The sequence below is a fragment of the Kaistella sp. genome, from assembly GCF_041824135.1.
In the GTDB taxonomy this organism is placed as follows: Bacteria; Bacteroidota; Bacteroidia; order Flavobacteriales; family Weeksellaceae; genus Kaistella.
This window is the reverse complement of sequence record NZ_JBGZYM010000084.1, coordinates 56082-70436: the sequence shown is the minus strand read 5'-3', so window position 1 is coordinate 70436 and position 14355 is coordinate 56082. Positions and strand designations below refer to the sequence as shown.

General features: G+C 36.8%; 9 protein-coding genes. 5 read left to right on the top strand and 4 right to left on the bottom strand.

All coding sequences use genetic code 11. The features are described 5' to 3' along the window. Window positions 1-3: 3 nt before the first annotated feature. Together ACEYOS_RS10205 and ACEYOS_RS10200 are read right to left on the bottom strand one after the other, a co-directional pair. On the bottom strand, window positions 4-1560 hold the full coding sequence (locus tag ACEYOS_RS10205; RefSeq protein WP_373710033.1) for a bifunctional UDP-sugar hydrolase/5'-nucleotidase: 1557 nt from the start codon (window positions 1558-1560) through the stop codon (window positions 4-6). A 218-nt stretch (window positions 1561-1778) separates the two neighbouring features. Next, window positions 1779-2528 (bottom strand): helix-turn-helix domain-containing protein, encoded by a 750-nt coding sequence (locus tag ACEYOS_RS10200; RefSeq protein ID WP_373710032.1) that lies wholly within the window; start codon window positions 2526-2528, stop codon window positions 1779-1781. 189 nt (window positions 2529-2717) lie between these two features. Between ACEYOS_RS10200 and ACEYOS_RS10195 the strand changes: the two genes are divergently transcribed. From ACEYOS_RS10195 to ACEYOS_RS10175, 5 genes are all read left to right on the top strand, one after another. Beyond that, window positions 2718-3116 carry a molecular chaperone Tir gene (locus ACEYOS_RS10195; RefSeq protein ID WP_373710031.1) on the top strand — a complete coding sequence of 133 codons (399 nt, stop codon included), beginning with the start codon at window positions 2718-2720 and terminating at the stop codon, window positions 3114-3116. Between the two features lie 2 nt (window positions 3117-3118). Next, the gene (locus ACEYOS_RS10190) at window positions 3119-3832 is read left to right on the top strand and encodes a PspA/IM30 family protein (RefSeq protein ID WP_373710030.1); all 714 of its coding nucleotides are present in this window, start codon (window positions 3119-3121) and stop codon (window positions 3830-3832) included. Between the two features lie 10 nt (window positions 3833-3842). Then, window positions 3843-4505 carry a hypothetical protein gene (locus ACEYOS_RS10185; protein ID WP_373710029.1) on the top strand — a complete coding sequence of 221 codons (663 nt, stop codon included), beginning with the start codon at window positions 3843-3845 and terminating at the stop codon, window positions 4503-4505. A 79-nt stretch (window positions 4506-4584) separates the two neighbouring features. Continuing rightward, entirely contained in the window at window positions 4585-6645 is a 2061-nt protein-coding gene (locus tag ACEYOS_RS10180) for a flotillin family protein (protein ID WP_373748039.1), read from the top strand. 110 nt (window positions 6646-6755) lie between these two features. Next, window positions 6756-11606, top strand: a complete 4851-nt coding sequence (locus ACEYOS_RS10175; protein WP_373710027.1) for a DNA repair ATPase — start codon at window positions 6756-6758, stop codon at window positions 11604-11606. A 258-nt stretch (window positions 11607-11864) separates the two neighbouring features. Here ACEYOS_RS10175 and ACEYOS_RS10170 read toward each other — a convergent pair whose 3' ends face one another. Beyond that, window positions 11865-12767: a histone deacetylase gene (locus ACEYOS_RS10170; RefSeq protein WP_373710026.1), complete on the bottom strand. Its 903-nt coding sequence runs from the start codon at window positions 12765-12767 to the stop codon at window positions 11865-11867. Between the two features lie 95 nt (window positions 12768-12862). Next, complete coding sequence (locus ACEYOS_RS10165) at window positions 12863-14293, bottom strand: aspartate aminotransferase family protein (protein WP_373710025.1); 1431 nt, start codon at window positions 14291-14293, stop codon at window positions 12863-12865. Between the last annotated feature and the right edge of the window lie 62 nt (window positions 14294-14355).

Below are 14355 nucleotides of genomic sequence, written 5' to 3'. Positions count from 1 at the left end.
AAATTATTTCCCTAATTCCGCCATATATTTAATAATAGCCAATCTTGAATCAGATCTCAGATCAGAAGAACTGGTTGGAGTTGGATAAATTTTAATAATATCTGCATTGTCTTTATTTAAAAAGCCCATGTTTGCTTCACCACCTGTCATTAAGAAATCTGCAAGGCCGACATTATAGATTTTTTTCGGATCAATAGTATTCTCTTTCAAAGTCCAGACTTTTGTTTGAGGATTATAATTTACGGCAGATGAGTATTGAAGAAAACCGCCGGAACCGACATTATTTCGGCCAGCTTCTAGAACTTTTATTAATAAACTTCCTTTCATATCAACTTCCATAATAGAACCACCATAAGGTAACGTGCGGATAATATCATATTCAGTGATCGGCATTTGCAGAATATCATCTACGCGAATAGAACCAGAATTTAACAACACTACATCAGCCGTTGGAACTGCTCTTTCCATCGCCGAAACTGCAATCCTCGTTAAGTTGGTCTTTCCACTTCGAATCATTTCTTCCCGACCATCTAATGGTTCACCAGCTTCCCGGATTACTCTTTGGGCATTAAATCCGAGCGCCTCATAATTCGTTTCACCAATGTCCATCCACTTTTTCACAACCGAAGCAGTCGCAGGATCTTGTTCAATTGTATTATCAATCATCCGCAATTCAGGAACAACAAATTGAGTTTTATTCTTAATATCGATGGTCAGAGAATTAACATAAGCTGACTTTGCGTTGGCATGAGCTTTCGTAATATAGATGTCGCCAATTTTTTTAAACTGCATATCATGTTCATGACCACCCATTATTAAAGCCAAATCCGGAAGACGACGAGCCAGAATACTATCTTCGTCTATTGAGAGATGCGTAATTGCGACCACCGCATCACAGGAATTTTTTAATTCATTGTATAATTTTTCAGCGGCCTCAAAATGATCAGTATAACTCACAAATTCTGCTTTGTTAAACGGCAAAGTCAAACCAATAAACCCGATTTTTGCCTTGGTACCATCTTCATCCTGAACGTCCATGATATAGGTTTCGGGAAAAGCTTCCTTACTGGAAGAGGTCGTTTTTACAAACGGTGCGACGCCTGATTTGGTTTGATGAAAAGTATTAGACGCAATCCAGTTGAAGGTAGATTCGTTGATTCTGTCCTGCAATTCGTCTTCTTTAATGTCAAACTCATGATTTCCAAAAACTGCTAAATCTAATCCGGCAGCATTTAATGATTCCACCATTTGTTTTCCGCGAATACGTTTGCCTTCATATTTTAAACTGTTATAAACGGAAGGACTTAAAAAATCGCCTGCCATTACCATGAAAGTATTCGGATTTTTAGCTAACTCTTGTTTTTTTAAAGTTGCCACTCGTGCTACTCCACCCACTTTTCCACCTTGCATTGCTGCGATCTCATAAACATCATTGATCTGGACAAAAGTGACAGTTATTTTTCCATCATCTTTCAGAGTAGTTGAGGCTGAATTGACGGTTTTACACGAGAATAAAACCAACGCTATAATGGAAGCGTAGAAAAGAAATTGTGTTTTCATAATTAATAGTTTGAGACACAAGTTATTACTAATTAACTAATTGCACAAATTAATCGCTTTATCGCCTTTGGAATTAACGGCTATTTAAAGAAATGTTCAGTGTTATTTCTATTCGATAATAAACTTGTGCGCAAACAGATAAAGCTAAATAATTGCGAATCGTAATTGACAATGGTAAAGTATGGTGATAAGCGGTTTGAACCTATTTTCAAATCAAATTACTTTTTCTTCTCCAGTGAAGCAATACTCTGTTCAATAGTTGCCAAACGATTTTCCAGCAGAATCTCTTTTGAACGGAGATTGTAATTAAAGACATGCTCAATTTTCCAAATGGCAATTAACTCATCTGCCGAAAGTTTTACGTCTTCCACACCATGATGATCAGCTTTAAGAATGAAATGCTTGCCCTCTTTTAATAATCTCCGCAGAATCAAATCATCTTTGGTTAATGCCATAATTAAACTGTTTTCCTCTACAGAATTGCAATCAGTTTTGAATCCTATCACAATATCTTTGGGCAAAAATTCAATGATACCACTCGTCATTGACAGATCATCTACAGAAAAAGCAAAACTATTTTCACTGTCGATATAAGGAAGCTTGATTTCAGAAAGTTTAGATAAATCAAATCCGTTCACATAACTAGCGATAAAATTTGCTTTATCTGCAGGCAGAACACACTTAATTCCTGTAAAATCAATGACTTTAAAAGAATCACTTTCGACCGCAAGGCGCTCATTAAATTTCAGAAGTTTATTAACCGTCAACTCAGAAATAAGCAAATCCTCTAACCCAATGCTAAAATGATTAGCAATTTTAATCACCGTTTCCAGCTTCGGATTACTTCTGTTTTCTTCGTAAGCACCCAATGTACCACGCTTTAGGTCAAAGATATCCGCAAATTCCTGCTGACTCAAACCATGAACATTTCTTATCTTTTTTACATTCTTTCCAAATAGTAATAACATTTTGCTAATTATATTTGCATTATTAAAATAATTTTGTACATTTGCCTAACGCACTTAGCAAATATAGTAAATTTTACTAAGCGTTTTAGATTTAGATTTTCGGACCTAATGATTTTATTAAAGATTTGCTTTTTTATGTATATTGGTATTCGAAAATAAACGATTTTTAACTAAACCTAATTTTAGGATATGAAAGACTATTATTCATTAATTAAAAGCTTCCTGCAAAATCTGCAACTGGAAATTAAACAGGAAAATCCGAAAGAAGGAATTTTCATTGTCAGCAATGAACCCGAAGGAATTAGCAATTTGATCATTTGTGTAGCCTCACCGATTGTTATTTTCGAACAGTTTATTTTCGAAATTAAAGAACAGGGAGATCACGTTTACAAATCGCTGTTGCAAAAAAACCGAGACATTATTCATGGAGCATTTGTTCTGGATGATTCAGGTCGCAAAGCCATTTTTCGGGATTCTTTACAGGTCGAAAATTTAGATCAAAACGAATTCGAAGCCACTATCAATTCACTAAGTGTTTTACTCAGCGAGTATTCAGAACAGATTATTAACTTTTCAAAAAACAAGTAATTATGCAATTTTTAAAGCGATTATTAAAAATAGGAACAGCAGAAGTCCATTCTGCAATTGACGGAATTGAAGATCCAATCACGATGACCGAGCAAGGGCTTCGCGACATGAAACAAGATCTTGATAAAAGTTTAGAAGCTTTGGCTCAAGTAAAAGCTATGAGTATCCGCTCCAAAAACGAGGTGCAGGAATTTGCGACCAAAGGAGAAGATTATAACGAAAAAGCCATGTTGATTTTGAAAAAAGCGCAGTCTGGCGAATTAAGTTCTTCAGAAGCCGATCGTTTAGCAACAGAGGCTTTAATTAAAAAGGAAGAAGCTGCTGCAAGTCAAAAAAGAGCCCTTGAAGATAAAGAAAAATTTGATTTAAATGTGTCTCAAATGGAAAGCAATGTTCAAAACATCAAGCAGAACATCTCCAAATGGGAGAATGAGTTGAAGATCTTGAAATCCAGAGTAAAAGTGGCTGATGCTACCAAAACTTTGAATAAACAAATGGCTCAGATCGATAGCAATGGAACGGTGGCGCTTTTGGAAAGAATGAAAGAAAAAGTAGCGCAGGAAGAAGCTTTATCTGAAGCTTATGGTGAAATTGCCCACAATGCAAAATCAGTTGACGACGAGATTGACAAAGCCATCGATGTTTCCAAAACCAAAGCTAAAAGTAAGCTTGAAAAATTAAAAGAAGAAATGGGAATCAGCGATTCTAAAGAATAAAACAAAACTCATGAAAGAACTTTTAGAACTTTCCTTTTCGCCGGTCAATGCTTTTTTCAGCATCATGTCGATCATCATGGTTTTGTACTGGATGCTGGTTATTATTGCTGGTCTTGATCCTGATTTGTTCAGTATCGATTTTGATTCTTCCGATATGGAGACCAATTTTGATCATCATGGAAAAGACCTTCCTGACCGAGCCGAAACTTCGGAAGCCAGTGGCTTTATGAAAGTGTTGCAATTCTTTAATTTTGATGAATTACCACTGATGTTTATTTTAACGATCATGTTTATCAGCATGTGGTTGGTAAGCATCAATGTAACTTATTATCTTGGCATTGAAAGTACTTTGCTTGGTTTTATTTTACTTATTCCAAACTTAATTTTAAGTCTTTTCATTGTTAAAATATTCAGTAAACCCCTCGCCTATATTTACAAACAAGTCAATCATAAAGGCGAACCGGTCATTGACTTTTTAGGTAGAAGATGTGTGGTATTCTCTACTTTAAATGACTTAAAAACAGGACAAATTCAACTCAATGTCAATGGTGATCCTATTAGATTATCAGCTCGAAGCAATACGGACGAACAATTAAACTCAGGTCAACAAGCCGTAATTGTAGCCGAAAGCGAAGACAAAAAATATTATCTTGTCGAAAAATTTGACTACTGATTTTTAACTAGCTCAAATTTTACTACTTTCACAAAATCTTTATTTTAAAAAAAACACCCCTTAATTAACACATAAAAATATGTTAGGAAATTCTTTACTTATTACAATGATCGTCACAATTGTGGTCATTATCGGACTTCTCGTTTGGATCGTTTCGATGTACAAAAAAATCATCCAGGGAAAAGTGATCGTGAGAACGGGCGCCGGAGGCACCAAAGTTTTTTACAATGCAGGACTGGTCGTTCCAGTTTTGCACAAAATGGAAATCATGGATATTTCTGTGAAAAAACTGGATGTAGAACGGACAGGCTCCAATGGTTTAATCTGTAAAGACAATATTCGGGCAGATATTAAAGTGACCTTTTTTATTAAAATTAATAAGTCAACGGCAGACATTATCAACGTAGCGCAAACCATTGGATGTGAAAGAGCTTCTGATATGGAGGTACTTCGCACTTTGTTTGATGCTAAGTTTTCTGAAGCTTTAAAAACGGTGGGGAAAAAATTTGACTTTGTTGAATTGTATGAAGCGAGAAGTGAATTCCGCGCAGAGATTATCGCAATCATCGGAACCGATTTAAATGGTTATATTTTAGATGACTGTGCTATTGATGATTTGGAACAAACTCCTTTGTCATTTTTAAAGGCAGACAATATCTTAGATTCTGAAGGGATCAAAAAGATTATTGAACTGACGGCGGCTCAAAATATCAAATCTAATTTAATTAGAAGAGACGAAGAAAAAACAATTCGCAAGCAGGACGTAGAAGCCAAAGAAGCTATTTTGGCCTTAGACAGACAATTGGCAGAAAAAGATGAGCAACAGAAAAGAGAAATCGCCAACATCAAATCCAGAGAATTGGCTGAAACTTTAAAGGTTGATGAGGAAGAAAGACTGAAATCTGAAACAGCGAGAATCAACACCGCCGAGAAAGTGGCTGTGGCGGAAGAAAACAAAGACCGTTTGGTGATCGTTGCTTTAAAAAATAAAGAAAGAACCGAAGCGGTTGAAACCGAAAGAGTAGAAAAAGACCGCGCTTTGGAACAAACAGAACGCGAAAGAATTGTGACTTTAGCACAAATCGAAAAAGATAAAGCCGTAGAGATTGAACGCAAAAATATTCAGGATGTCATCCGTGAAAGAGTTGTGCTGGAAAAAGGCGTCGTTCAAGAGCAGGAAAACATGAAAGATATCGAAGCTTTCAAAACTGCCGACAGAGAGAAAAAAGTAGCCATTACATTAGCAGAGAAATCGAGCGAAGAATTATTCATTAAACGAATAAGAGCTGCTGAAGCAGAAAAAGAAGCAGCGGTTCAGAAAGCAGCAGAAATCAATATCGATGCAGAAGCGCAGATGGCTGCGAGCGAAAAACAAGCTCAAGCCAGAAAAATGTTAGCCGAAGCGAAAGCAAAAGAAGATGCAACCTTTGGACTTTCTGAAGCACAGGTAATGTACGCAAAAGCAGATGCTAACGAAAGACAGGGAATTGTTGATGCCGTAGTTGTTGAAAAAATGGCAATGGCAGAAGCTGCCGGCATGACGGCGAAAGCAACTTCTTCCAGAGATTTAGGATTTGCAGAAGCAGAAGTGATTCGCGAGAAAGCGATGGCAGAAGCAAAAGGCATCGAAGAGAAAGCCAACGCGATGAAAAAACTGGACGGTGTTGGAAAAGAACACGAAGAATTCAAATTACGTTTGAATAAAGAATTACAGGTTGATCTGGCGGAAATTAATATTCAGAAAGATATCGCAGATGCTCAGGCAAGCGTAATTGGTGAAGCTTTGAAAGCTGCGAAAATTGATATCGTTGGTGGTGAAACCATGTTCTTCGATCAAATTGTCGGACAGATCACCAAGGCGAAAGGGTTTGACAGATTGGTCAACCATTCTGAACACATTACCGAAATTAAAGATTCCATTCTTGGAGACGGATCGATGGAAGGTGGAAATCTTTTGGAAAAAATAAAAGGTTTCGCAGACAAATACGGAATTTCTTCAGAAGATATTAAAAACTTAACGGTTGCCGGTTTGTTGATCGAATTGCAAAACAGAAGCAAAGATGAAAGCGAGCAAGGCTTATTTTCTAACTTAATGTCGATGGCAAAAAATCTTGGCTTGACCGACAAAAAATTAGGATAAAAATTCCACTTAAATTCCTGCAGAACTTACGAAACTCCTGCAGGAAATTTTTCGATTTGATCTTGACACATCAGGTTTTCTCACATTAACCACTAGCTATACTTTTTAGAATGAATTCATTGGAAGGCGGCACTTACGAAATTATACAGAGTCGATTAGAAGCTCAAAAAAAGGATTTGATCGAACGGTTAAATTCACTGAACAGTGCGCGTAAAGAAGTTTTCGGAAGTATCGAGACCAAACTGATCGCCAACAAAAGAATTATCACCGAGAACAGCTGTACATCCAGTGACATTGTGACCATCGGAGATCTTTCTATTTTTGGATACAACGTCTATTTTGGGCTGAGAACCGATATTAAAATTGAAGATGTTTTCAGCATTTTTAAATATGAGAATGAAGAATTTAAGACTCAAAACCTAGACTTACTCAATGACGAGACTTTTCTTTTTGACTTTTTAAATTTATACAAATACTATCGAGATACTGAATTCAGAAAGTTCTTTGTTTCTGGGAATTATCTGCACATGGTTTTTCAACTGAGTGATCGCGTTTCCGATATTAAAACATTTAAATGGTTGATTCGGGAAGACACTCTGGAGTATATTGATAACAGAAGCGACCACGAATACAAATTTCCAAAACAGCATGATTTCCTGTGGCAGGAAGTGACCAGAGAAATGCAGAAATATGGGAAACATCCACATATTTCAATTCTTGATAAGGTTTTTGTAGAAACAATTGGCGGAACCTTAACCATTAAAATTGAAGACAACACAGAGTCTGGTAAAGGAATTTTGGATGAAGAAGTTGCATTTCCAGATCAAACTCTAGATGATGGCGATTATAAATTTGCCGACCTCGGAAATTTAATTGCGCTACAGATCAAACCTTTTCAGGAAGAACCGCGCTTCTTTGTTTACAATCATAAACTACAGGAAGTTCAGAAAATTGACAGCATTAAAGACGCCGCGATTTTACTACCCGATAATCATGGTTTGATATTTTCAAACGGCTATTATTTACAAACCGGAGAATATAAAATCTTTGAAAACACACTGGAAGGTTTACAATTTCAAGAACGTATTGCCTCACCGAATGGGGAAGATTTTATGTATGTTTTTTATGAAGACACTTCTGGCCAATATGTTTTGATTTCTTATAACTTGATTTCTCACGAAGTTAAAAATCCGATTATCTGCAACGGATTTACGATTTTGACGGATGGTGAATTGTGTTATTTTAAATCAGAAAACGAGCAGACTAAGAATCATGTCATCCAGATCTGGCAAACTCCATTTGTGAAAGGCGATATTATTCCCTCGGTTCACAAAGACAGTTTCATCTATAAAATTGGGAATAAAGACATTGTAAAAGCAATGGCCGATTCCAATTCGATCATTACGCTACTTAATAAAAATGATAACTATGACGGTCTTTACAATGATCTGTTTAAGTTATCCCAAAATATTTTAGATGGATATTACTGGATCGACTCAAAGGAAACTTTTGAATTAGACGTCCCACTTTTAGAAATTAAAAATACGGCTAATGCTGCCATCGATGAATTTGAAAAAGTCGTTCAGCTACGTTTGCATGCGCAGGAAATTATTGCACAAACTCAGGAAAAGGCCAATAAACTTTTCAGCACCATAAAATCTTCGCCACTCGATAATATTGATGTTTTTGTAAGCAATCTTGCACAACTGCGCTCTTTGCGTGGAGAAGTCATCAGTTTAAAAGAAGTAAGATATGTTGATGAGTCGTTCATTGTAAATCTTGAAAAAGAAATCGTTGAGCAGACCGAACGTATTTCTCAATATTGCGTCACTTTTTTATTGGATGAAAAAGCGCTTGAACCTTATCATGTAAGAGTTCAGGAAAAACAGGCCGAAATTGAAGCCATTTCTAAAGTTGCAGAAGGTAAAAAACTGGAAGAGGAAGTTAATCAAATTACGACGGACCTTGAAATGTTGATCGATATCGTATCTAATTTAAAGATCGACGATACTTCTCATGCGACCCAGATCATCAATAATATTTCTTTGATTTTCGCGACTTTAAATAAAGTAAAAGCAGAAATTAAAAATAAGATCGGAACGCTTGGTGGTGAAGAAGCCAAAGCTGATTTTGCTGCACAGATGAAATTGATCGATCAAAGTATCGTGAATGCCATCGACCGTGCAAATACGCCGGATAAGATCGGTGAATCACTCAATAAAATGTCTGTTCAACTGGAAGATCTTGAGGCTCGTTTTGCGGATTATGAAGATTTCACCGAACTGATCATCGAAAAGCGGGAAGAAATTTACACCGCTTTTGAAACCAAGAAAAACAGTCTAGTAGAAGCCAGAAACAAAAAAGCAATTGCAGTTGAAAATGCGTCCAAAAGAATTTTAAAAAGTGTGGCGAGTAAAGCCATGACGTTCAATTCTGGGGAAGAAATTAATGGGTATTTCGCCTCAGATTTAATGATCTCTAAACTTCGTGATCTCGTGAAGCAATTAATTGAGCTCGAAGATGTTGGTAAAGCGGAATCGATAGAAACAGAGTTAAAATCTGCAAAAGAAGATGCTTTACGAAAGTTGAAAGACAAGCAGGAATTATACGAGGACGGCGAAAACATCATCAAACTCGGCAAGCATAAATTTGCGGTCAATAAACAGAATTTAGATCTAACAATCGTTTTCAAAGACGGCAAATTAAATTATCATTTAACAGGCACCGATTTCTATCAACCTTTAAAAAATGACATTTTAAACTCAGGTAAAAAATATTGGGATCAGGATTTGATTTCAGAAAATAATGAAATTTACAGAGCTTCTTTTCTTGTCTACAAAATTTTTAAAAAATATAAAGTTAAAGACTTATCGGCAATGACGCCTGACCAAATTCAGGCCATCGTCACTGATGAAACTTCCAAAAATTATTCTGAAGGATACATCAAAGGCGTTCATGATGCTGATACTTTGTTGATCTTAAAAACCTTGTTAGAAAAACACAATGCACTTGGAATGCTCAGATTCGATTCGAAGATCCGAGCTTTTGCACAGTTTTTTTGGCACCATTTAGAAACGGACAGACAGAAAATTTTAAATCAGAAAATAAAATCTGCCGGAGAAGTTTTAGAGACGTTCCCAAACAGCAGCCAGTTTAACTACATTATCGTTGATGTTGAAAAAGAATTGCAAACGCTTTCTCAACAAGTCAACATTATTAAAAAAGCTGATCTCGACTACAACGCCGTCGCTACTTATCTTTTTCAGGAGCTGATGAACGACAATTCATTTGTAATCAGTTTTAAAGCAAAACAGCTGGCGGAAGATTTTCAAAAATTTCTTGCCAGAAAAAAAACGGATCTAAAATTTAAACAGGGAATCGAAAAAGCTTCTGACTTTGAGGCCAAAATTCAGCTTGCCTTTCAATGGGTTTCTTCCTATTTGCATGACGCAAAAAATGAAAGTGATCAGGAGTACGTTTATGAAATGATCGCTATCTTGTTATTTCCACATGAAAGCAGTGAGAAAACTATTTCCATTGATGCTGATCAGGAAATTACCGGATTGTCGGGTTCTCATCCGACGATTAACAACGGAATTTTCCACTTCAATTACCATCGTTTTATTAATTTACTGGAAAACTATTTTGAGATCGACGTTCCAGCATTTGAGAAATTTAGAAATGAAAGACATCAGTTAACACTGAAATTAAAAGAAGATTTAAGACTGCATGAATTCGAGCCAAAAGTCTTGACTTCTTTTGTTCGTAATAAATTAATTGATCAGGTTTATCTGCCGTTATTCGGAGATAATCTGGCCAAACAATTAGGAAGCGCCGGAGAAAACCGACGTACAGACCGGTCCGGAATGTTGCTTTTAGTTTCGCCTCCAGGGTATGGAAAAACCACTTTGATGGAATATCTGGCCAACAGGTTAGGCTTGGTTTTCGTGAAAATAAATGGACCCGCAATTGGTCACGAAATCACTTCCGTCGATCCAGAATCTGCCACGAATTCTGCCGCTAGAGAAGAATTAAAAAAACTGAATCTGGCTTTAGAAATGGGAAACAACGTGATGCTATATCTGGATGATATTCAACATTGCAATCCCGAATTTTTACAGAAGTTTATTTCCCTCGCCGATGGAACCCGAAAGATGGAAGGCGTTTTCAACGGAAATGCAAAAACTTACGACATGAAAACCAAAAAGTTTTGTGTGGTCATGGCCGGAAATCCCTACACCGAAACTGGTGAGAAATTTAGAATTCCAGACATGCTTGCGAACAGAGCAGATATCTATAATCTTGGTGATGTCATTGGCAATACCGCCGATCTATTTGAATTGAGTTTAATTGAAAACTCACTCACCTCTCACCCACTTTTGACACAATTGATCTCTAAAAATCCGGAAGATTTATATCCTTTAATTCAGATGGCACAAACTGGAAAGAAGGAAGGTTTCGAATTAAAAGGCAATCATTCCAAACAGGATATTGAATCGTACGTGGCCGTTTTAGACAAAGTGATCAAGATAAGAAACGTCGTTCTCAAAGCCAATTCAGCATATATTACGTCCGCGGCGATGGAGGATTCTTACCGTGTGGAACCGCCATTTAGACTGCAGGGTTCTTACCGTGACATGAATAAACTGGTCTCTAAAATTGTTCCGATGATGAACGATGCCGAGATTGAAACGGTCCTTCTTTCCCATTATCAAAATGAAACGCAAACGTTGACTAATGCTGCGGAAGCCAACCTTTTGAAGTTTAAAGAAATGACCAATATGTTAACTGATGAAGAAGCAAAACGCTGGGAAAGCATCAAGGCTACCTTCTTGAAAAACAATAAATTAAAAGCATTTGGTGACACGAATAATATGGCCCAGGTCTTATCGCAAATCACCGAATTCACCGATCATATTGAAGGAATTAAAGAAATTTTACGACAGGGATTAGGAAAGTAGTTTCGTAATTTTAGAAGCTAATCGCGCTATCCGTTGCAATCCCTTGTAGCAGATCTTTTTTTCTGAAAACACAAAAAGGAGCTTCCGTTGGTCGCTCTTTTTGCGTTAGAAAAAATAGACCTGCTGCCGGCGGCATTTCCACTCCTATCACGGCTAGGAGATTGGGTTCTATTTTAAAGATTGGGTGTAAAAAGAAAATTAGAATCGCAAAACACACTCAACAATCTTATTGGTGAATTTAGAAAAAGCGACTTTAAATTAACTAAATAAGTCTGCACCCACACGATAGGTATTGGTGTGAGCAGCGATAATGATTTTAATTTCTGGAGAATAACCGCCGCCCATACTGACTTGTACTGGAATTTGAAATTTTTTGCAATTTGACAAAACAATTTCATCTCTTTTTTTGCAACCCTCCACAGAAACGCTCAAATTTCCTAATTTATCCGATTCCAAAATATCGACGCCGCTTAGATAAAAAATAAAATCAGGCTTTTCTCTGTTGATTAATTGAGGAACATATTCTTTAACGATCTTTAAATATTCATCGTCAGCAGTTCCATTCGGAAGACCGATATCTAAATCAGAAACTTCTTTCTTGAACGGATAATTGGTTTGACCATGCACAGAGAAAGTAAAGACGTTTGAATTATTCTGAAAAATTTCTGCCGTTCCATTTCCCTGATGAACATCTAAATCGATGATTAAAATTTTAGAAGCCAATTTTTGATCTAATAAATAGTTCGCTGCAATTGCCTGATCATTCAACATGCAGAAACCTTCGCCCAGATTCGTAAATGCGTGATGGGTTCCACCCGCAATATTAAAGGCGACTCCAGTTTCAAAAGCTTTTTCACAACCTGAAATGGTTCCTTGTGCAATTCGAAGTTCTCTTTCAATTAATTCAGCTGATAATGGAAAACCTATTTTACGTTGCGCTTTTGCATCCAAAGTTAAATTCAATAAACTGTTAACGTACTCTTTATCGTGAATTGCATAAACATGTTGTAGTTCTGCGGGTTCTGGAGCGAAAAAATCGCTTTCTTCTGCGATACCTTCTAAGAGTAATTGTTGGGGCAATAATTCATATTTCAACATCGGAAATTTATGACCTTCTGGTAGAGGATGTTTGTATATAGGATGGAAGGCAATCGGCAGCATTTATTTTTTTATATTTTCGAATATTCTGATTTGTCAAAACCTCGTTTCTAGGCGAATAGTTAAAGATTAAAATTTTTAATCTAAGTATATTTTGTTTAGCAATTTACTTTCGCCAAGCAACGCTGAATCATTTCTACAGCTTCATCAACGGTTTCTTTTTTAGTTCTAAAAGCCAAGATAGCGATCCGAATAACGAAACGATTATCGATAATAGAGGAAGATAAAAATACAGAACCGTCCGCGTGAATTGCATCCATCAGCTGTTTATTATTTTCATCAACATCATTTTCAAAAGGATACCAAAAATAACTGACCGATAAATCCGGTTCTGGTCCTAAACAAAAACCAAGTTCAGCCAATTGATTTCTAAAATAATGAACCAGTAATAATTTTTCTTCCAGACAGGCGATGAACGGCTCAATCCCATGCATTTGCAATGGCAACCACACGCGAAGTCCTCGGAAATGTTTGGTTAGTTCTGGAGAAACATTAGCTGGACTTTTCAACATTTCTTCTTGCGCTCCATCTTGCATATAATTCGCCGTGTAATAATTAGAGTGCAAAACCGCAGCACTGTCTTTAATCAAAACCGCGCCAACACCGTAAGGAAGAAACAATCCTTTGTGTGGATCGATAATCATGGAGTCTGCTTTTTCAATTCCTTTGAACAGTTCTTTTTTGGAAGTCATGATAAAAAAGCCACCGTAAGCTGCATCCACGTGAAACCACATTTTGTAATTTTTTGCGATGCCGGCAATTTCATCTAAAGGATCGATCGCTCCAGTATCGGTAGTTCCCGCCGTTGCCACAACCATGAAAGGTTGAAGTCCGGCGGCGATGTCTTTTTGAATCAATTCTTCTAAAGAATCAGTTTTAATTTTATGATTAGAGTCCAGAGAAATATAGCGAATCACAATATCTTCCAATCCAATAATGCGTAAGGCTTTTTGGGTAGAATGATGAACCTGCTCACTTAAATAAACAACATTTTTTTGAACGAATTCATTCTTCACTTTGTGATGATCCCGTGCCGCAATAAAGGCAATTAAAGTCGAAATAGAACCTCCTGACGACAAACATCCAACCGAATTTTCAGGAAATGAGAACACGCTTTTCAGCCAGTTAATCACTTCATTTTCAATCATCGCAGCACCGGGAGAGGCATAATGAACACTGGCAAAAGGATTGGTAATGGCAGCGATAAAATCTGCAAGAGCCGCAGTAAAAACTCCACCACCTGGAATATAACCCAAATGCTTTCCAGACGCTGCGTTGATTCCTGTTTCAGCAACTTGCTTTTGATATAATTCCAAAAGTTCTGGGAGCGATCTTTTCTCGTTGGTAATTTCTAATGACGTAGCTTCTTTATCTTGAAAAGCTTTAACCGTAGAAAGTCCAGCTATAAATTGATTCGCATAATCAGTTACGGTATCAATCATTTCCAAACGCTCTGGTTCGGGCGTTTCGAGCAGTTGACTGGATTTATTTAATTCTGTTAGTTGTAAGAGAAGTTCTTCGGTGTTCACAATATGAATTGGTTATTCAGTGAAATAAATTAATGGATTAAAAAGATAATTTTTTTTACCGC

Excerpts from the sequence above, each read along its gene's own strand:
- ACEYOS_RS10170 (WP_373710026.1), bottom strand. The coding sequence starts at position 12,767 with ATGCTGCCGATTGCCTTCCATCCTATATACAAACATCCTCTACCAGAA.
- ACEYOS_RS10205 (WP_373710033.1), bottom strand. The coding sequence starts at position 1,560 with ATGAAAACACAATTTCTTTTCTACGCTTCCATTATAGCGTTGGTTTTA.
- ACEYOS_RS10175 (WP_373710027.1), top strand. The coding sequence starts at position 6,756 with ATGAATTCATTGGAAGGCGGCACTTACGAAATTATACAGAGTCGATTA.
- ACEYOS_RS10195 (WP_373710031.1), top strand. The coding sequence starts at position 2,718 with ATGAAAGACTATTATTCATTAATTAAAAGCTTCCTGCAAAATCTGCAA.
- ACEYOS_RS10190 (WP_373710030.1), top strand. The coding sequence starts at position 3,119 with ATGCAATTTTTAAAGCGATTATTAAAAATAGGAACAGCAGAAGTCCAT.
- ACEYOS_RS10180 (WP_373748039.1), top strand. The coding sequence starts at position 4,585 with ATGTTAGGAAATTCTTTACTTATTACAATGATCGTCACAATTGTGGTC.
- ACEYOS_RS10185 (WP_373710029.1), top strand. The coding sequence starts at position 3,843 with ATGAAAGAACTTTTAGAACTTTCCTTTTCGCCGGTCAATGCTTTTTTC.
- ACEYOS_RS10200 (WP_373710032.1), bottom strand. The coding sequence starts at position 2,528 with ATGTTATTACTATTTGGAAAGAATGTAAAAAAGATAAGAAATGTTCAT.